Source organism: Janthinobacterium darwini, assembly GCF_051380905.1.
Classification (GTDB): domain Bacteria; phylum Pseudomonadota; class Gammaproteobacteria; order Burkholderiales; family Burkholderiaceae_D; genus Janthinobacterium.
On record NZ_JBNYXX010000001.1, the window covers coordinates 1,762,097 to 1,778,975 of the forward strand.

Annotated in this window: 17 protein-coding genes; 10 read left to right on the forward strand and 7 right to left on the reverse strand. The window is 61.3% G+C overall.

Annotation, left to right across the window (positions count from 1 at the left end):
* Positions 1-37: 37 nt before the first annotated feature.
* From ACQ4WZ_RS08210 to ACQ4WZ_RS08225, 4 genes are all read right to left on the reverse strand, one after another.
* Positions 38-364, reverse strand: coding sequence for a hypothetical protein (locus tag ACQ4WZ_RS08210; protein WP_436573073.1), 327 nt, complete (start codon positions 362-364; stop codon positions 38-40).
* Positions 365-389: 25 nt separating this feature from the next.
* Positions 390-1,070 carry a hypothetical protein gene (locus tag ACQ4WZ_RS08215; RefSeq protein WP_436573074.1) on the reverse strand — a complete coding sequence of 227 codons (681 nt, stop codon included), beginning with the start codon at positions 1,068-1,070 and terminating at the stop codon, positions 390-392.
* A gap of 97 nt (positions 1,071-1,167) precedes the next feature.
* Positions 1,168-2,841: a DUF6138 family protein gene (locus ACQ4WZ_RS08220; protein ID WP_436573075.1), complete on the reverse strand. Its 1,674-nt coding sequence runs from the start codon at positions 2,839-2,841 to the stop codon at positions 1,168-1,170.
* A gap of 122 nt (positions 2,842-2,963) precedes the next feature.
* The gene (locus ACQ4WZ_RS08225) at positions 2,964-3,281 is read right to left on the reverse strand and encodes a hypothetical protein (protein WP_436573076.1); all 318 of its coding nucleotides are present in this window, start codon (positions 3,279-3,281) and stop codon (positions 2,964-2,966) included.
* A 175-nt stretch (positions 3,282-3,456) separates the two neighbouring features.
* Here ACQ4WZ_RS08225 and ACQ4WZ_RS08230 point away from each other — a divergent pair, with 175 nt between their 5' ends.
* Together ACQ4WZ_RS08230 and ACQ4WZ_RS08235 are read left to right on the forward strand one after the other, a co-directional pair.
* Positions 3,457-4,608 carry a sensor histidine kinase gene (locus ACQ4WZ_RS08230; RefSeq protein ID WP_436573077.1) on the forward strand — a complete coding sequence of 384 codons (1,152 nt, stop codon included), beginning with the start codon at positions 3,457-3,459 and terminating at the stop codon, positions 4,606-4,608.
* 15 nt (positions 4,609-4,623) lie between these two features.
* Positions 4,624-4,881, forward strand: a complete 258-nt coding sequence (locus ACQ4WZ_RS08235; protein WP_436573078.1) for a DUF1488 family protein — start codon at positions 4,624-4,626, stop codon at positions 4,879-4,881.
* Here ACQ4WZ_RS08235 and ACQ4WZ_RS08240 read toward each other — a convergent pair.
* Complete coding sequence (locus tag ACQ4WZ_RS08240) at positions 4,878-5,687, reverse strand: AraC family transcriptional regulator (protein WP_436573079.1); 810 nt, start codon at positions 5,685-5,687, stop codon at positions 4,878-4,880. The genes ACQ4WZ_RS08235 and ACQ4WZ_RS08240 overlap by 4 nt on opposite strands.
* Before the next feature lie 120 nt (positions 5,688-5,807).
* On the opposite strand from ACQ4WZ_RS08240, the gene ACQ4WZ_RS08245 reads away from it, so the two are divergent.
* Positions 5,808-7,433: a methyl-accepting chemotaxis protein gene (locus tag ACQ4WZ_RS08245; protein ID WP_436573080.1), complete on the forward strand. Its 1,626-nt coding sequence runs from the start codon at positions 5,808-5,810 to the stop codon at positions 7,431-7,433.
* A 301-nt stretch (positions 7,434-7,734) separates the two neighbouring features.
* On the forward strand, positions 7,735-8,427 hold the full coding sequence (locus ACQ4WZ_RS08250) for a DUF3334 family protein (RefSeq protein WP_101481424.1): 693 nt from the start codon (positions 7,735-7,737) through the stop codon (positions 8,425-8,427).
* Positions 8,428-8,486: 59 nt separating this feature from the next.
* On the opposite strand, the gene ACQ4WZ_RS08255 is transcribed toward ACQ4WZ_RS08250, so the two are convergent.
* Both ACQ4WZ_RS08255 and ACQ4WZ_RS08260 read right to left on the reverse strand, forming a co-directional pair.
* On the reverse strand, positions 8,487-8,882 hold the full coding sequence (locus ACQ4WZ_RS08255; protein ID WP_436573869.1) for a GNAT family N-acetyltransferase: 396 nt from the start codon (positions 8,880-8,882) through the stop codon (positions 8,487-8,489).
* A gap of 115 nt (positions 8,883-8,997) precedes the next feature.
* Positions 8,998-9,663, reverse strand: a complete 666-nt coding sequence (locus tag ACQ4WZ_RS08260) for a hypothetical protein (RefSeq protein ID WP_436573081.1) — start codon at positions 9,661-9,663, stop codon at positions 8,998-9,000.
* 767 nt (positions 9,664-10,430) lie between these two features.
* Here ACQ4WZ_RS08260 and ACQ4WZ_RS08265 point away from each other — a divergent pair.
* The 6 genes from ACQ4WZ_RS08265 to ACQ4WZ_RS08290 all read left to right on the forward strand — a co-directional run bounded on the left by ACQ4WZ_RS08265 (position 10,431) and on the right by ACQ4WZ_RS08290 (position 16,867).
* Positions 10,431-11,714, forward strand: a complete 1,284-nt coding sequence (locus tag ACQ4WZ_RS08265; RefSeq protein WP_436573082.1) for a sigma-54 interaction domain-containing protein — start codon at positions 10,431-10,433, stop codon at positions 11,712-11,714.
* A 367-nt stretch (positions 11,715-12,081) separates the two neighbouring features.
* Positions 12,082-13,629, forward strand: coding sequence for a hypothetical protein (locus ACQ4WZ_RS08270; RefSeq protein ID WP_436573083.1), 1,548 nt, complete (start codon positions 12,082-12,084; stop codon positions 13,627-13,629).
* A gap of 139 nt (positions 13,630-13,768) precedes the next feature.
* Entirely contained in the window at positions 13,769-14,143 is a 375-nt protein-coding gene (locus tag ACQ4WZ_RS08275; protein ID WP_133991264.1) for a hypothetical protein, read from the forward strand.
* A gap of 2 nt (positions 14,144-14,145) precedes the next feature.
* A complete protein-coding gene (locus ACQ4WZ_RS08280) occupies positions 14,146-14,883 on the forward strand; it encodes a C39 family peptidase (RefSeq protein WP_133991266.1) in 738 nt (245 codons plus the stop codon).
* A 29-nt stretch (positions 14,884-14,912) separates the two neighbouring features.
* A complete protein-coding gene (locus ACQ4WZ_RS08285; RefSeq protein WP_436573084.1) occupies positions 14,913-15,416 on the forward strand; it encodes a hypothetical protein in 504 nt (167 codons plus the stop codon).
* A 116-nt stretch (positions 15,417-15,532) separates the two neighbouring features.
* The gene (locus ACQ4WZ_RS08290; protein WP_101481416.1) at positions 15,533-16,867 is read left to right on the forward strand and encodes a transporter; all 1,335 of its coding nucleotides are present in this window, start codon (positions 15,533-15,535) and stop codon (positions 16,865-16,867) included.
* The last annotated feature ends 12 nt before the right edge of the window (positions 16,868-16,879 follow it).

Genomic DNA, 16,879 nt, shown 5'->3' on the forward strand with positions numbered 1-16,879 from the left:
AAGGGATGGCCTTGCTGGCGGCTGGCTTGCGCCTCGCTCAACGCTTTTTTGCTGCCGCCTGGCGCAGCGCCCTGGATTCTTGCTTGTTGAGAATGTGCGGGCGCTTGGCCAGCTCCGCCTTGACGGCGGCGATGGCGGCGCCGAACTGCTGCTCGGCTTGCGCTGGACTGGCGCCTGCATAATTCTGCTGGTTGGATTGCGCGGCACGCAGCCGGCGCAGCAGCGCCAGCAGTTGCTTGCCGTGCAGGGCAGGCAAGTCTTGCGCCAGCGCCTGCTTGGCCACCGCGCCTTCCACATGGTCGGGGTCGAGCAGGCGCAGCAAGGCCAGACCTGCGGGCTGTGGTGCCGGAGTGAATTTGTTCATCCAGTCATTCTAAACGACGCCAGGATTACAGGTATTCCCAGATTTCATCGAAGGTTTCGCGCGCGAAATCGTTGCGCCAGGCTTCCGAGTTCTTTTCGCGGCTGACGGCAAACACGGCACGCCAGGTCTGCTTTGGCGCGCCGGTGTAGGTCGCGGCGATCTTTTGCAGGCCGGCCGTGCATTGCTCGACCTTGCAGCCGCTCTTGGCCAGTTGCTGGGCCGCAGCCGCCCATGCCACGGGCACCTTGACGACCTGGCATTCGAAGCTGACGGCAGCCGTCTGCATGCCGTTTTCCACCGTCACCGGATCTGCCTTGATGGCCTGGCAGGCGGCCCCATTCTTGGCGGCGATGACATTGGCGGCCAGCAGTTCGGTCGCCGGCGTCACGGCTGCGCGCATGGTGGCGGGGAACAGGTCGGCGATCAGCTTGCCGGTTTCCTTTGGAAACTTGGCGTCCGTTTCCTTCAAGCCGCTGTACGATGCGTATTCGGCGCTCTGTTGGCCCGCCAGGCGGGTGGGGCGCAGGTAGGCGTTGAGCTTGGCGACGCTGGCTTCATCGTGGTTGATGATGGTCTTGATATACAGATTGGCCACCTCGACCGGTGCCAGCTCCACGGCTGGTGCTTCGGCGGCGATGGCGGGCTGCATCAGTGCAGCGGCGAAGGTGGCGGCCAGCAGTCTGGCGGCAGGGAATTGCTTGTGCATGTATTTTCTCCACGATTCAATGTCAGGCGCCGAAAGATGCTGTAGGGCAACTCAGGCGTGCGCATTATATATGGTGAAAGTCATAACGTTGCACACCTCAGGCGTGCGCCTTGCTTGCCGCTGCCAGCAGGGCCAGCAGCAGCTCCTTGCGCTGGCCTTCCGCCTTGCGCGCCAGGGCCGCCAGTTTTTCCAGCTTGCCCCAGACCGGATACAGCATGTGCTCCACCAGATAGCCTTCCAGCCCCTGCAGTTGCTGGCAGAACAGCTCCAGTTTCTCCACCTCTTCCAGCTCTGCCTGGATCCTGACCTTTGCGTTATCCGTGCATGCGCGCAGACACGCCGCCAGCACGGCAATGGAGTCGCCCGTGACGCCATGTCGCTCGGCAAAGGCGGCCGTGAACTGATCCTGTACGGACTGGTGCTCTTCGTCGACGTTGGCCATGTAGTGCTGCACCAGGGAGAAATAGCGCACGTCGAGCAGGCCCAGGCCAAACGTGGCATAGCTGCCGGGCATGCAGTTCTTTTCGCCTTCCGTGTCGGCATAGAACTCGAATTCTTCGATGGCCGCGCGCGCATACGCTTCCAGTTGCGGCCGCAGGGATGCATAGGCGAGGGCGTTGGCAAAGAAGCGGTGCGTATCGGACCTGGCCAGCCCTTTCAAGGGAAGATATTCCTTCACCTTGGACTTGAGCTTGATCTGGTAGCTTTTCGGGAAACCGTTTTGCAGCAAATGCGTGATGAATGCCAGCGCCTGCGCATACGCGTCTTCCTCTTCCCTGGCGATATTGATGCTGATGGTGGCAAACACATCGTTGGCACGGCATTCCAGCAGCGCATTTTTCAGGTGGATGTCGGCATCGGGGAAGGTGCCGCTGCCCTCCTTGAGCATGCGCACGGCCCGTTCGCTGCCCAGTTCGCGCGCGATGTCCAGGAATTTGAGGCCCCTGGATTTGGCGTAGCTCGGTTCGTGGCGCAGGATCATGACGGCGCCATACAGCAGCAGGTCGATCGGCTGCAGCGCCTGCGCATCGGGCGCCGCACCCGCTTTCAAGGTGTATTCCGTGGCGCGGTAGGCGGACAGCGCGCGGTCATAAAATTGCGGGAGGAAAACGTTTTCCGCCCATTGCGTGATGGCGCGGATGATGTCGGCACGGTGCTTGGCCAGGGCCTCCGGCTGGGTCTTGCTCAAGGCCTGGATGCGTTCGTATTGGGCGATGCTCCAGGCCACGTCGAGCTGCGGGAACAGTTGCGGGTCGAGCAGGTGGTGCGCCAGGAAGAACGTTTCCAGTGGCTTCGTCGGATGCTTGCCATACGTGAGCTTTTGCTCAATGTACGCGTGTACGTTTTCCAGCAAGGCCTGGCGTTTGTCCTCGTTGACGTATTCCAGCAACGTCAGGTGCAGTTTGCCCTGCGCCGTCTGGAACTTGCCGCGGCAGGTGAAACGGTAGTCGATCATCGGCGTGTCCACCAGCGGCGCCAGGCGGGCTTGCACCTGCGCCGTCAGTTGTGGCGCGACAGCCTCGCGCATTTGCGCATCGTCAAGGCGCGCCGGCGTCCTGGGGCGCGCGTCGTCGTCATCGAAACCCAGGTCGAGATCGTCGGCGATCGCGCTCCCTGGCTTGTAGTCGAGCATCAAGTCATTGAAGATGCCCGCTTGCAAGGTCGTGCGCTTGACGGATTGCTCCAGGTCGGTGCGCTGCAGGCGCTCATCGAACCAGGCGTCAATGGCTGCCGTCATTTCCTGTGTTGCCATCTCTACAAGTGTACTCATCAATATCGTCGTCTTTCCCTGCATTGCGCGTGACAGCGCCACCGGCTGCCGTCACGGTCATGTTTAATATAAAGCACTATTTTAGGTGTTCAAGCCTGGCTGCAACAAGGGCCGCACGGCTGTCAGGAGGCAGCGGCGAGGAAGCGCGCGTCGATATCGTCGGACAGCGGTCCCACGGTAATTGTGCTGTGCCAGCCCGATGGCTTGTCATTGCCATCAAACAAGGCGATGCGCGTGTGGATGAACAGGACGGAATACACGCCGGACTTCATGTCGCGCTTCAAGTCCCAGTGCATCAGTTCGATGGCTTCGCCCATGCGCGGCAGATGGGCGCCCGGCGGCAGCAGAATGTTCTGATTGATGAATTCCCTGCTCGGGCCCGGTTCCTTTTGGCGTGGATCGAGGTAACGGAATGAAACGCTGGTAACAATGTTTTGCATGCGAGGCACCTGCTTGGTTATGTATCCGATGACAATAGCACAGGGGGATGGCCGATGCCTGCGCTGCACGGCACCGGACGGGCGTGCGCGCAACTATGTTCGGTAGCAGACGGTGCTTGGCAGGTCAACGCGCTAGGCTGGCCTATTCTTAATCATTGAGATTGCCGAAAACGCCATGATGCATATATTTCTCGCGGAAAACCGCGCCGAGCTGGAGCGCCGTTGCCGCGAAAAAGTCGCCAAGCGGCCCCTGCGTTTTTCGACTGAAATGCAGTTAAGAGAAGGCATCCCCATCTTCCTGGATCAGCTGATCCGTACCCTGAAGGCGGAAGAGGCGGGCAAGCTGGCGCAAAGCCTGGCCATTTCCGGTCCCGCCGACGGTAGTGCGGCGGTTATCTCGGAGCTGGCCGACAGCGCGACCACGCACGGCGGGCAATTGCTGGCGCTCGGCTATTCCGTCAGTCAGGTGGTGCACGATTATGGCGACCTGTGCCAGGCTGTCAGCGATCTTGCCGTGGTGTTGGGTGAGCAATTTGCCGTCGAGGAATTCAGGACACTGAACCGTTGCCTTGATAACGGCATTGCCGAAGCAGTCTCCGAATTTATCCAGCGGCGCGATGTGGTCATCGCCAATGAGCAGGCACTGGCACTGAGCCAGCGTATCGGCTTCTTCGCCCATGAGCTGCGCAATCACCTCAGCACGGCAGGCCTGGCCGTCGCAGCGATCAAGCAGGGCGGCATGGGCGTGACGGGCGCCACTGGCGCTGTGCTCGACCGCAGCCTCGTGGGCTTGCGTACCCTGATCGACCGCTCGCTGGCCGAAGTGCGGGTGGAGGCAGGCCTGACCTTGCAACGCACGGTTTTTTCCGTGAGCAACTTCATCAGTGAGCTGAGCTATTCAGCCAGGCTGGAAGCGGACTTGCTGCGCTGCACCTTGATCATGGAAGAGGTCTCTCCCATGCCGCAGCTCTATGCTGACCAGGATTTGCTGCTCTCCGCCGTGGGCAACCTGCTGCAGAATGCCTTCAAGTTTGGCGCGCCGAACGGGACGGTGGTGCTGCGGGCCTACGCGCACGGCGAAAGGATCAGGATCGAAGTGGAGGACAACGGCGCCGGCCTGTCGCCGGAGGCCGCAGATGGCATGTTCATGCCCTTTACGCAAGGCGGTGCCAACAAGACGGGCCTGGGGCTGGGGCTGTCGATTGCCCGGCGCAGCGTGGAAGCGAATGGCGGCACCTTGAGCGTGGACAGCGTGCCTGGCCATGGCTGCGTCTTCATCATCGACCTGCCCCGGCATGCCGGGGCTGTCGCCACCTTCGTCACATGAGCGGATGCGGTGGCCATGCCCTATGACATCCCGCGTGACAGCGTCGCGCTCGAACCGGCGGGAGACGCCATCCACTTCCATCTCGCCGTTTTCGGGGCGGGGAAGACTTGCCGCATTACCGTGACGGCATTGCGCAGCCTGGACCAGGGCCAGGGCGGCAACTGGCTGGCCATCTTCGACACCCACCGCCTGCGCATCGGTCAGCGCGCCTTTGCTTATCTGAGCCGTGATCTGCGGGTCAGCAGCGTGGTCTTGCGGGCGCTCGACTTTTAGCTGCCGCCCTGTGCCAGCCAGTCGCGCGGCGACAGGCTGGTGCATGCGCGAAACGCCCGGGTGAAGGCTGGCTGACTGGCATAGCCCACTTCCAGCGCGACATCCTGCACCAGCCTTCCTTGCTGAAGTAGCGCCTGGGCGCGCAGCATGCGCTGGCCCGTCAGGTATTCGGCCGGCGGGCAACCGATGGCCGCGTGGAACTGGCGCGCGAAGCGGCTGCGCGACATGCCACACAGGCTGGCCAGAGATGCCACCGTCCAGTGGCGCCCGGGATGGTCGTGCATGGCCGTCATGGCGTTGGCGAGGGCTGCGTCGGACTGGTCGAGCAGGCATGCTGCCGACATGAGATGGTTGGCCAGCGCATGGCGCAATAGCTGGACGATCAGGACGTCGCACAGGCGGTTGAGCACCAGTTTTTGCCCCAGTCCGCCATGCTGCGCCTCGTCGAACAGCAGTTCGAGCACGCCAGACATGGCCGGCAATTGCGCCAGCGGTACCTGCAGGCAGGCCGGCAGGCTGTTGAGCATGGCTTCGCCGTCGCCGGCCAGGTGCACGGTGGCGCACAGCAGTTGCGCTGTGCAGGCGCCCGTCCCCAGTCCATGCGCATGCGGGCGCGGATAGAGAATCAGCGTGGGTACATCAATGCGCAGCAGCGTGCCGTCTTCGTGCGCGAAGGTTGCCGGCCCTTCGCGCACCAGGTGCAAATGGCCCGTTCCCGGCTGCGCGGGGAAGTGGTTGCTGCCGCAAAACGCCCCCTGAAAGAAGGTATCGGCTGAAAATCCAAAGCGCAGCAGCAGGGCAGACAAGCGATCCATGGAAGTAAGTAAAAGACGATAAGATATAAATTGTATCCCACCAGCAACAAATGTTTCCATTTTTATCGCTATGATGGCGCCTTGATGTTTGTTCTGAAATGGAGTACGAAAATGGCATTGTCCAACTTGAAGATCGGCACCCGCCTGTATCTGGCCTTTGGCGCCGTCGTCGCGTTGCTGGCGATACTGGTCGCGTCAGCGCAAGCGAATTTTTCCCGCCTGGGTGAGGCCAACGGACTGAATATCCATACGTACGAGGTCATGGGGGAGGCCGATGCCTTGCTCGAAAGCCTGATCAACATCGAGACCGGCCAGCGCGGCTTTGCCCTGACCGGCAAGGATAGCTCGCTGGAACCGCTGGTAAGTGGCCAGCGCGGCTTTGCCGAACACTTGCAAAAGATCCGCGCCTTGACTGCCGACAACCCTACCCAGCTGGACCGGTTGAAGGCATTGGAAGGCGCTCAGCAGCAATGGCTGGCGACGGCGATCGATCCCGTGATCGCCTTGCGCCGCGCGGCAGTCGTCGATGGCAGCCTCGACGCCGTGGTGGCGGCGGAGCAGGCCGGCAAGGGCAAGGCGGCCATGGATGCGATGCGTATCTTGCTTGCCAACATAGAGAAGACGGAAAGTATTTTATTGGGGCAACGCGGCCATGAAGCGGCTGCCTTGCAGTCGCGCACGACGCTGGTCTTGCTGGGCGGCGGCGCCATCGCCGCGTTGCTGGCTTGCATGCTGGCGATCTTGCTGACCCGCAACATCACGCGCCCGCTGGTCGAGGCCGTGGCGGTGGCCCAGCGCGTGGCGCAGGGCGACCTGAGCAGCGATATCGTCGTGCGTTCGCAAGATGAAACGGGCCAGCTGATGGCCGCCCTGCGCGACATGAACACGGCACTGGTCAGCATCGTGGGCGAAGTGCGCGGCGGTACCGATACCATCGCTACTGCTTCTGCGCAGATCGCCGTCGGGACCATGGACTTGTCATCGCGCACGGAACAGCAGGCCAGTTCGCTGGAAGAAACGGCATCGTCAATGGAAGAGTTGACTGCCGCCGTCAAGCAGAATGCGGACAATGCGCTGGCGGCGCGCGCGCTGGCCTCGGCGGCGTCTGCCGTGGCTGTCAAGGGAGGGGCGGTAGTGTCCGAAGTGGTGCAGACCATGGGTTCGATCAATGATTCCTCGCGCAAGATTGCCGACATCATCGGCGTGATCGACAGTATCGCCTTCCAGACGAATATCCTGGCCCTGAATGCCGCCGTGGAGGCTGCTCGGGCGGGCGAACAGGGGCGTGGTTTCGCCGTGGTGGCCACGGAAGTGCGCAACCTGGCCCACCGTTCGGCCAGCGCCGCCAAGGAAATCAAGGGTTTGATCGATGATTCGGTGGACAAGGTGGGGGCGGGCAGCAAGCTGGTCGACCAGGCCGGTGCCACCATGCAGGACGTGGTCGACAGCGTGCAGCGCCTGAGTGCCATCATCGGTGAGATCACGGATGCGAGCGAAGAGCAGCGCCTCGGTATCGAGCAGGTCAATGAAGCCATCAGCCAGATGGACCGGGTGACACAGCAAAATGCGGCCCTGGTCGAGGAAGCGGCGGCCGCGGCCAATGCCATGCAGGATCAGGCGGCGCAGTTGTCGCACGCCGTGCAAGTGTTTCGCTTGAAGGATGCGCCGCCGGCCACGCAGGCAGGCGCGCCACGGAATGCCGCGCGCCGGCCCCTGGCCTTGAGCATGGGCGCCTAGGATCCGGCACTGTGGCCCCGCGGACGGCGGCGTATGGCATTTCCGCACAGATCGTCAAGTAAATGCAGGTATGGCTGGACGGAAATGTTACATCTGGGTATTCTGCGCATCTGATACTTATTTCTATACAGAAAAAGGTAAGAGGGCGGTTCGTGCCAGCGGCAACGCGGCTCGCACGGCCAGGCAAGGTCAGGCATGCAAAGGTGAAGTCGTCCGCTTGCTGAGCGAAACTGTCGTGTTTCGGCTCGCGACGGGCAGGGAAACAGTGCTGTCATCTTTAAAATAGTAGGAGAGGTTGCTCATGGATGCAGAAAAGGATGTTGTGTACGGTACAGAAGATTTGTTGATGAGTTTGTGTAACTCGGTAGTTCGGGTGCTCAACGTTGCAACGCAAAGTAAAGTCAATTATTCAGGCATGGTGCAGCGCATCACCAAGACCGGCCTGAAGCCGGACATCGGTTGCTTCGTGATGTTCGATGGCGGTTTCACGGGCCTGGTGGTGCTTAATTTCGCCGCCGATACGGCGATGGAAATCTATGAGCGCTATATGTTGCACATGGGCATGCCGAAGTCGGAACTGGCCAGTTTCTACACGTCGGACGAAGTGTCGAACATCATGGGTGAGCTGATGAACCAGATCGTGGGCGACTTCACGGGCAAGGTGCGACGCGAATTGCAAACGAATATCACCCAGAGCCAGCCGAAGATGCTGGTGCTGAACAAGCAGGTGATGCTCAGCGTTGACACGCCGCTGGACCGCCCGGAAATGCGCCGCGTCACCTTCTACACGGAAAAGAACAACATTTTCTATCTGGAACTGGCGATCGACCGTACCGAGTTCATCAAGTTGCACGATTTCGATTCCCGTGAAGTCGATGCCGACTCGCTGATGGATACCGAATACGCGAACCGCGAACGCGACGCCGCCCCGGCGCCTGCGGCGGAACCGGAAGACGACGACAACGCCGACCTGCTCAAGTCCCTGGGCATGTAAGCAGCTGTCGCGGACAGTGGCTGGCGGCATGTCTGCCACCGGCCACTGTCGTTGACAGCCTACAGGGTCTTGCTCATGAACACCCGGCTCGTGCCTTCGGGACTGCAGGCGATGTCACCGAAGCGGCGCCAGCCGCGGCGCTCGTAAAATTCGGGCGCCTGGAAACTGATGGTGTACAGCACCGCCGAGGCGCAGCCGCGCCGGCGGCCTTCTTCCTCGAACTGCGCCAGTACCTGGCTGCCCAGGCCCTGTCCCCGCAAGGCAGCGGGCAAATAAAACAAATCGAGAAACAGCAGACCCAGCGAGGTTCTGCCCATGGCGCCGCCCAGCACGCGCTGGCTCTCCCGATCGCGCACGACCAAGTTCAATACTTGCCTGTCGCTATAGCCGGTGATGGCATCGTTGTAGGCGTTCAATCCTTCAAGGATGGTTTGTTCAGCCTGCGCGTCGAGCATGGCGCTGACGCAGATGGTGTAGGGCGAGTCCTTGTGCGGTGTGGCAGGCATGGCTGACAGCATGATAGTTAATAACTGTATAAATATACAGTATTTCTCTTCTTTGCACCCGTCTTTATTGCGGCAACGTCAATGTTTCCAAGCGAGACTTGCCGACCATGCTGCTGTGCTGCCTGTCATCGAGCGACCAGTACTCGAGCGCGTACACATAACTGCCATCGATGATGGTCAGCGTTTCCTTCTGGCGGCCGCTGGGCGCCTTGTAATACAGGCGCCGCGCGAGTCTGCCGTCCACCGTCTGATGGAACGATTGCGGCGAAATCGTAACGCGCTTGCCCGTCTTGCCCGCCATCGACATTGCCGTGATCGTCAGATAGGCGCGGTCCGGGCAGCGCGCCAGCAGGTGCGCGCCGCTCAGGACGGTAGGATGCGCCCGTTCCAGCGGGAAACCATACGGTTGCACGCCGACGATATCGTGGCACGCCATCTGCTGCGCCAGGGCCGTCAGCGCGGCCGGGTCGAGTGCGCTGCTATAGTGTTTTTCGGCAGCCTGCGCCAGGCCCAGCGCCCAGCGGCGCTCCAGCTCGGCCAGCGAAATGTCGCTGGGCACGGGCAACAGCGCGGGGGCATCGGGATCGGCGGCGCCGGACGTTTCCGCCTGCATGCGCGAGGCAACAGAGTGGCTGCGTTCGGCTTGCCGCATGTCAATTGGCTCGGCAGCCTGGAGCGGGTTGGCGAGGCCGGCGGCGATGGCCAGCGTGAAAATGTGTTTTGTCAGCATGGGATCTCGTGGAGGTGCGGCTTGCGCGGCAAGTGGCGCGCGCTGGGGCATGGGAAGAAATGCCATGCATTCTGGCATCGAATGGCGAGTTTGCCTATGCGCACACGGCAAGGAGGGCGATTGCGCTCCGCCAGATAACGGAGGGCTGGCGCATTCCATCTATTCGCTTATTTATTTTCTGGAAAGCGACATTCTGCATGGTAATTAAACGCTGGAAATATTAATTTCCAATTCAAAATTATTTATGCTGATTTGATTCCAATGGGAAACACAGTGTGGCAAAAAAATATTAAATCACTAGAAAAGAAGAGTATTTATTAGCACCACATTGATGTATATCAATATAATTGTCACACATCTACACAATTCTCGCTACGCTGCCATAGAGCTGCTCCATTGCCTGTATTTCTTTGCCAGTCATTATCTTAAGTCATTGATTATTAACGTAACTATTTGCTTCAGGTAGTTGGCTGTGCCAGGTGCAATTGGGCTTTTGTATGTTGCTGGAAAAGGGTCATGTTGGCGGCGCTGTGGCTCTGACGGTGTGTTAATCCGCTGTAGCCTTTTCATCGTTTTCATCATGCCGAAAAGCAAGACTGGCTTGCATGAGTGCGACAGATTATGGGCTAGCCCCACGGGTGCTTCTACTCGCGGGACGCGATGGCGGGATGTTTCCTGATGATGGCAGTCCATTTGGAGGCTGGATGTTGAAACGACAGTTATTGTGTATCGATTTGAGTGGCACTGGCTCGCAGCATGAGGCAAGCATGCAGCAGTTTGGCGTGGCGTGGGAAGGCTGGAAAGTCTGCGCCGTGACGAGCCTGGCTGCCGCGGCACGTGCGTTGCGCACGCAGGCTTTTCCGGTGGGGGTGCTGATTTCCCCGCTCGACGGGCTGGGAGAAATCGACAGTTTCTTGCATCAGCATTGGGATATGCAATGGGTGGGCATTTTTCCACCGCGTGCCTTGCAGACGGCGGCATGCCGGCGTCTGGTACGCGATCATTGCTATGATTACCACACCTTGCCTGTCGACATGCTGCGGCTGCGCCATACCCTGGGCCATGCTTATGGCTACGCCACTTTGCGCGAGATGCCGGAAGCGCCACTGTGTGCGCTGGAACAGCCTGATATGGCGCTCAAGGGCAGTGGCGTCGCCATTGGCCGCTTGCGGCGCCAGATCCTCAAGGTCGCAGGTGCCAGCGCGCCAGTACTGATCTGGGGCGAGTCGGGCAGTGGCAAGGAGCTGACGGCGCAAGCGATACACGTCCATTCCGCGCGCGCGGCAGGGCCCTTCGTGCCCATTAATTGTGGCGCGATTCCGGCTGGCCTGGCGCAATCCGAGCTATTCGGCCATGAACGGGGTGCATTCACCGGGGCCACCCGGGACAAGCGGGGCTTGATCGAGTCGGCGGCAGGAGGCACGGTATTTCTTGACGAGATAGGCGACCTGCCGCTCCCCTTGCAAACCAATTTGCTGCGCTTTCTGCAGGAAAAAACGATTTACCGTGTCGGCTCCACGCACAGTACCGCCGTGGACGCGCGCGTCATTGCTGCTTCGCATGTCAATTTGCTGGAGGCCGTGCAGCAGGGGCGGTTCCGGGAAGATTTGTATTACCGGCTCAATGTGCTGGCGCTCGATGTCCCTCCTTTGCGCGAACGGAAGGAAGACTTGATGTTGCTGGCAAACCATTTTTTTGCCACCTATGTCTCGGAGCGGGCGCCGCTGGTGCGAGGCTTCAGTAACGCAGCCGTCGAGGCGATCTGCAACCATACCTGGCCGGGCAATGTGCGCGAATTGATCAACCGGGTGCGGCGTGCCATGGTGATGGCAGAGGGCAGGGCGATCCTGCCGCAGGACCTGGGATTGTCCGCTGCGGACGCGCCAGGCGCCGATGTTGCACTCGGCAGTATTCGCTTGCGCGCGGACCGTGACGCCGTGCAGGCCTGCCTGGCCAGTGCCGACAGCAATGTCAGCAAGGCCGCACGCAATCTGGGCGTGTCGCGCATGACGCTGTACCGGATGATCAAAAAGCTCAATATCGAATGTTGAACCTGGCGCCCCGGGGGAAGTCCTTTGCCCTGCGTGTGGATAGTTGCAGCTGTAACGGTGTAACAGAATTGAGACAGTCGCAGGACCGGCATGGCGTCTTGCAAGTGCTTGATTTTTCGTCGATATCGCTGTTTTTGCGAGCCGTGACTGAAAAGCGGGTGGCGCATGGCTGTGACAGTTTTCCGTGTTTTGTTTGTCAAGTTTCCGAGGGGAATGCCACGCAAGCCGGCGGTCATCGAATAAGGCGTTTCAATTCAATGGCTTGGCCGAATTTTTTATTGCTGGCACCAAATTTGCTGTGAAGCTGTGTACCTGACGAGTCAGTCTGGTGCCAGCATCCTGATCAACTTTTAAAGAGGAAACTGCAATGAAAAAAACTCTCATCGCGGCAGCGGTAGCGCTGGCCTTCGGCTTCAGCGCCCATGCCCAGAACAATGGCTCGACCAGGGTCGATGATGTCACGGGTAACAATACCCAGACGGCGAGCAATACCACGACGCTGTCCGGCGCCGGGCCCGGGGCGAACGCGAACTCCACCGCTACGCAGGACAATAACTCGGACCAGAATAACGACAAGAGCACAGGGAAAAACAATAGCAGCGGCAACGCGAATGCCAGTGCGTTGGGCGCATCCGCGGCAAACAATGGCGGCACCAGCACCAGTAGCGCGGCAAATGCCTTCAATACTTCGACGGCAACTGCAGCGAGCACCCTGAGTGGCGCGGTGTCGGGCAACACGGTCAGTAACATCGGCAATGTCGCCACCAATAATGGCAATACCAGCGGTGGCACAGGCATGGGGGGCGTCGGCGGCAGAGCACAGAGTGGCGATGCCTACGGCAAGGGCGGCGCGGGTGGTGCTTCCGCCGGTGGCGCTGGCGCATCGGGTGCGAGCGGTGGCAACGCCAGGAATGGCAGTGCCACCAATGGCGCAGCGATGGTGGGTGACAGCACGGCCGGGGCAGGTGGTGCCGGCGGCCTGGCCAAGAATGCCAGTACCGGCGATGGCGGTGCTGGCGGCACAGGCGGCGCAGGTGGCCGCGGTGCGGCCGGTGGCGATGTGTCTGGCGGCAACGGCGGCAGGGGTGGCTTGGCAGGCAGTGCCACTGGCGGCGCTGGCGGCAGTACCGGCAGCACGACAGGCGGCAACGGCGGTGACAGCGGCCAATCCATCGGCGGTGCAGGTGGCGACGGTGGCTATAGCCGTAGCGCCGCTGGCGGCGATGGCGGCAGCGGCAGTGCCAACAGCCGCGCCAGGAATGCGGGTGGCGGCGTCTCCACTTCCACCGGTGGTACTGCGACGGGCGGCGCCGGTGGTGCTGGTGGCACCAATACGGCTGGCGCAGGTGCCGCAGGCGGGGGAAGTGGCTCCGGTGCCGGTGGTGCTGGCGCTGCATTGACGAGTACGGGTGGCGCCGGGGCTGCTGCAACTGGCGGTAGCGGTGGTGCTGGTGGTGCCGGCACGGGTGGCACCAGCACCGGCGGCAGCGGCGCTGCTGGTGCGACTGGCGGCAGTGGCGGCAGCAGCGGGATGGCGCAAAACACCGGGGGTGCCGGTGCGGCTGGCGGCAGTTCGAGCAATGGCAGCGCGACTAACGGCTCGCCTTCGAACGGCAGTGCCATTGCCGGTGCTGGCGGTGCTGGCGGTGCAGGCGGCGGCAGCAATACCGGTGGCGCGGCCGGTAGCGGTGGCACCAACACGGGCGGCGCGGCAACTGGCGGTGCCGGCGCTGGTGGCACGGGCGGTGCGGGCGGTGCGCTGGCAGTCAATGCCGGTGCGTTCGACATGTCCAACACCATGACCGGTACCGCGCAGTCGGCGGCAGGCTTGCTGGTTATCAGCCAGAACAGCGGCATTTCTTCGCTGATACAGCAAAGTGTGACAGTGCAGGCCAATCTGGCAGTGGGACACTAGGCTAGCGTTTGTCTGGTGTCAGGCTCCGCCGTGGCAATGCTGCGGCGGAGCATCACAGGTCATGAACAAGGGGATGAGCATGCGCCTTTTTTTTCATTCGATATGCTGTGCCAGTCTGGCCTGTGTTTCCACAGGTGTCATGGCTGCACAGGAAGCAAGGGCGCTGCCCTTGCTCGCCGGGCCAGAGTGTAATCTGCCGATTATTGCCGCTCCGCCCACGTCGCTGACCGCGCTGATGCCGCTGACGGCGGATGTGGCGTTTGCCGTGGGCCTTGGCCGGGCCGCTGGCGAATCCGCCCTGGATCAGGCGCGTGGCGGTACCGATACGGTTACCAATGAAGCACGCCTGAGCGGCTTCGTCACTGGCAACTCGGCCAGCTACATCAGCACGGGGGCCAACACGATCGATGGTGCCGCGTTTGCCAACGCTTCCGGCATCCCCATCGTCATTCAGAATTCGGGCGCCAATGTGTTGATCCAGAACGCCACCATCATCAATTTGCAGTTGCACTAGGCATGGCCACGACTCGCACATGCTCGCTCCTCACGCTTTGCCTGCCCTTGCTTGGCGGCGTGGCATCCGCTGACGCGGGCGCAGCCGATATCGGCGCCTTCGGCAGTGCACGCTTTAATGTGCCGCTGGTCAGCATGCGCGAGGCGCGTTTCCAGCGCACTTTGCATCAGCAATACGACTTCAGTTGTGGTTCCGCTGCGGTGGCCACCCTGTTGACCCATCATTACGCGGATCCTGTGACGGAAGAGTTTGTTTTTGAACAAATGTATAAGCAAGGTGATCAGCAAAAGATTCGCAAAGAGGGATTTTCCTTGCTCGATATCAAGCGTTTTCTTGCAAGCCGAGGCTTTCTGGCCGACGGGTTTCAGTTGCCGCTGGATAAGTTGGCTGAGGCGGGCTTTCCCGCCATCGTGCTGGTGGCCGAAAAAGGCTATCGGCATTTTGTCGTGGTCAAGGGGCTGAACCAGAGCCGTGTGCTGATCGGCGATCCTGCCGGCGGCACCCGTGCCATGCCGCGCGCCGGTTTCGAGGCGATCTGGCAGGGCCGTTTGCTGTTTGTAATCCATGGCCGTGCGACATCGTCCGCACCGGGCCCGGTGGATGATGTGGCGATGCAGGCAGCCCGCTTCAATGATGTCGATGACTGGCGCGCGGCGCCGCAAGCGCCACTGGGACTGGCGATCAGCCGCAGCGGGCTCGATCAGCTCACCATGCCGAAGAATGACGGTGGGAATTTCTAATGGCGGGCAAACGCCACGCTGGAGGATGTATGTACAAGAAAGAGCGGTTAGCTGCTGCGAGCCTGGCCTGCCTGCTTGTTGTCGCGCAGAATACTGACGCCGCACTGCCGGAAGGGGGATGGACGGCGGTCAGCGAAGAAACGCTGGAGCAAACTCGGGGCGGCTTCGACATGCCAGGTGGCTTGAGCCTGTCGCTGGGCATAGAGCGCCTGGTCAGCATCAATGGCAATGTGGTTTCCAGCGTGGCGTTCACGATTGCCGACGTGGCGCACCTGAGCGTCGAAGAAGCGAGCCTGGCGCGTACGGCAATCACGTCGATGAATGTCGTGCAAAATGGTGCCGGCAATGTGTTTTCGCCAGGCCCGATGGCGCAAACGATGGCCGGCACCGTGATCCAGAACAGCTTGAATGACCAGGTCTTGCGTACCCAGACCATCGTCAATAGCAGCGTGAACAGTCTTCAATTGCTGAAGCTGGCGAACTTCCAGGATACCTTGCAAAATGCGCTAGGCAATGTTGCAGGTTCCAGATAGAGTTTTCAGCAAGCCGCCCGGATTCCCCGGGCGGCATCGTGCAGTAGCGCCGGGCCATTGCGGTTGTGCTGCCCGCGCCGGCTACTGATAGGCAGGGCTTGTCATCGGGAGAGACTATGCGGCATCTTTACTTATTGCGATTTGGTACGGCGGGTGTATCAGCTTTTCTGCTGTGTGCAGCCGTTCAGGCCCAGCAAGCGCCCGGCGCCAGCCAGGACGATCTGGTGGCGCAGCTGGAAAGCCTGAAAGCGCAATTGGCCGAACAGCGGCACCTGCTGGAGGCGCTGCGCGCATCGATGCATGATCAGCAACGCCGCATCGACGTGCTGCAGGGCAATGAACCTGTCGACAATAACAGCCTGGCCAGGCAGCGGGGCACAGGGTTGCGGGCGGCTTACCTGTCGCTGGCGGACATGCAGGACACCGGGTCCGCTCCGCAGACGCCGCCATCGACGCCCCAACCGGTGGGAGTGGCGCCAAGCCAGCCCGTCCGGCCGCCCGAAGTGGCGCCCCTGTTCGAACAGCCCGGGGTGCTGACGCCCAAGGGGAGCTACGTGCTGGAACCGTCGATGCAATTCGGCTACTCGTCCAGCAACCGGGTCGCCCTGGTCGGCTACACCATTATTCCCGCCTTGCTGATCGGCTTGATCGATGTGCGCGAAGTCAAGCGCAATACCCTGACCGGCGCGCTGACCGTGCGCACCGGCTTGACCAACCGCCTTGAAGTCGAAGCCAGGGTACCGTATGTGTATCGCTCCGATGCTACCGTCAGCCGCGAACTGTTCACCGGCACGGCCTCGGAGCGGGTGTTCGATACGAGCGGGCGCGCCTTGGGCGATATCGAGGTGGCCGCCCGCTACCAGCTGAACAATGGCGGCGCCGACAAGCCGTACTACGTGGCCGGCCTGCGCTTCAAGTCGCGCACCGGACGCGATCCGTTCCAGGTTGTCACGGACTGTACGCAGCGCTGCGTGGGCGAAAATGCGACGGGTACGGGCTTGCCGCTGGACTTGCCCACCGGCTCCGGATTCTATTCCCTGCAGCCCAGCCTGACCTGGCTGTATCCCTCCGATCCCGCCGTATTCTTTGGCAGCATCAGCTACCTGCACAGCTTCAAGCGCACTGATGTCAGCCGCCTGGTGCTCGATGGCGCGCGCGAACCTCTGGGCACCATCGAACCTGGAAAAATTTTCGGCGTGAATTTCGGCATCGGCCTGGCGCTGAATGAAAAGGCGTCGCTCAGTCTGGGCTACGATCACAGCAGCGTTGGACGCACGCGTCAAAATGGCGTGACCGTGCCCGGTTCCGTGCGCACGCAGCTGGGTACCCTGCTGATGGGGTTTTCGTATCGACTTAGCAAGGACCGGAGCTTGAACGTGTCGGTGGGCGCCGGTTTGACGCGCGATACGCCCGATGTGTCCATATCAGTCAGGTTGCCGATGACCTTTTAATGGCGTGCGGGT

Coding starts and splice junctions, on each gene's coding strand:
- ACQ4WZ_RS08210 (WP_436573073.1), bottom strand. CDS start 364: ATGAACAAATTCACTCCGGCACCACAGCCCGCAGGTCTGGCCTTGCTG.
- ACQ4WZ_RS08215 (WP_436573074.1), bottom strand. CDS start 1,070: ATGCACAAGCAATTCCCTGCCGCCAGACTGCTGGCCGCCACCTTCGCC.
- ACQ4WZ_RS08220 (WP_436573075.1), bottom strand. CDS start 2,841: ATGAGTACACTTGTAGAGATGGCAACACAGGAAATGACGGCAGCCATT.
- ACQ4WZ_RS08225 (WP_436573076.1), bottom strand. CDS start 3,281: ATGCAAAACATTGTTACCAGCGTTTCATTCCGTTACCTCGATCCACGC.
- ACQ4WZ_RS08230 (WP_436573077.1), top strand. CDS start 3,457: ATGATGCATATATTTCTCGCGGAAAACCGCGCCGAGCTGGAGCGCCGT.
- ACQ4WZ_RS08235 (WP_436573078.1), top strand. CDS start 4,624: ATGCCCTATGACATCCCGCGTGACAGCGTCGCGCTCGAACCGGCGGGA.
- ACQ4WZ_RS08245 (WP_436573080.1), top strand. CDS start 5,808: ATGGCATTGTCCAACTTGAAGATCGGCACCCGCCTGTATCTGGCCTTT.
- ACQ4WZ_RS08250 (WP_101481424.1), top strand. CDS start 7,735: ATGGATGCAGAAAAGGATGTTGTGTACGGTACAGAAGATTTGTTGATG.
- ACQ4WZ_RS08255 (WP_436573869.1), bottom strand. CDS start 8,882: ATGCTCGACGCGCAGGCTGAACAAACCATCCTTGAAGGATTGAACGCC.
- ACQ4WZ_RS08260 (WP_436573081.1), bottom strand. CDS start 9,663: ATGCTGACAAAACACATTTTCACGCTGGCCATCGCCGCCGGCCTCGCC.
- ACQ4WZ_RS08265 (WP_436573082.1), top strand. CDS start 10,431: ATGCAGCAGTTTGGCGTGGCGTGGGAAGGCTGGAAAGTCTGCGCCGTG.
- ACQ4WZ_RS08270 (WP_436573083.1), top strand. CDS start 12,082: ATGAAAAAAACTCTCATCGCGGCAGCGGTAGCGCTGGCCTTCGGCTTC.
- ACQ4WZ_RS08275 (WP_133991264.1), top strand. CDS start 13,769: ATGGCTGCACAGGAAGCAAGGGCGCTGCCCTTGCTCGCCGGGCCAGAG.
- ACQ4WZ_RS08280 (WP_133991266.1), top strand. CDS start 14,146: ATGGCCACGACTCGCACATGCTCGCTCCTCACGCTTTGCCTGCCCTTG.
- ACQ4WZ_RS08285 (WP_436573084.1), top strand. CDS start 14,913: ATGTACAAGAAAGAGCGGTTAGCTGCTGCGAGCCTGGCCTGCCTGCTT.
- ACQ4WZ_RS08290 (WP_101481416.1), top strand. CDS start 15,533: ATGCGGCATCTTTACTTATTGCGATTTGGTACGGCGGGTGTATCAGCT.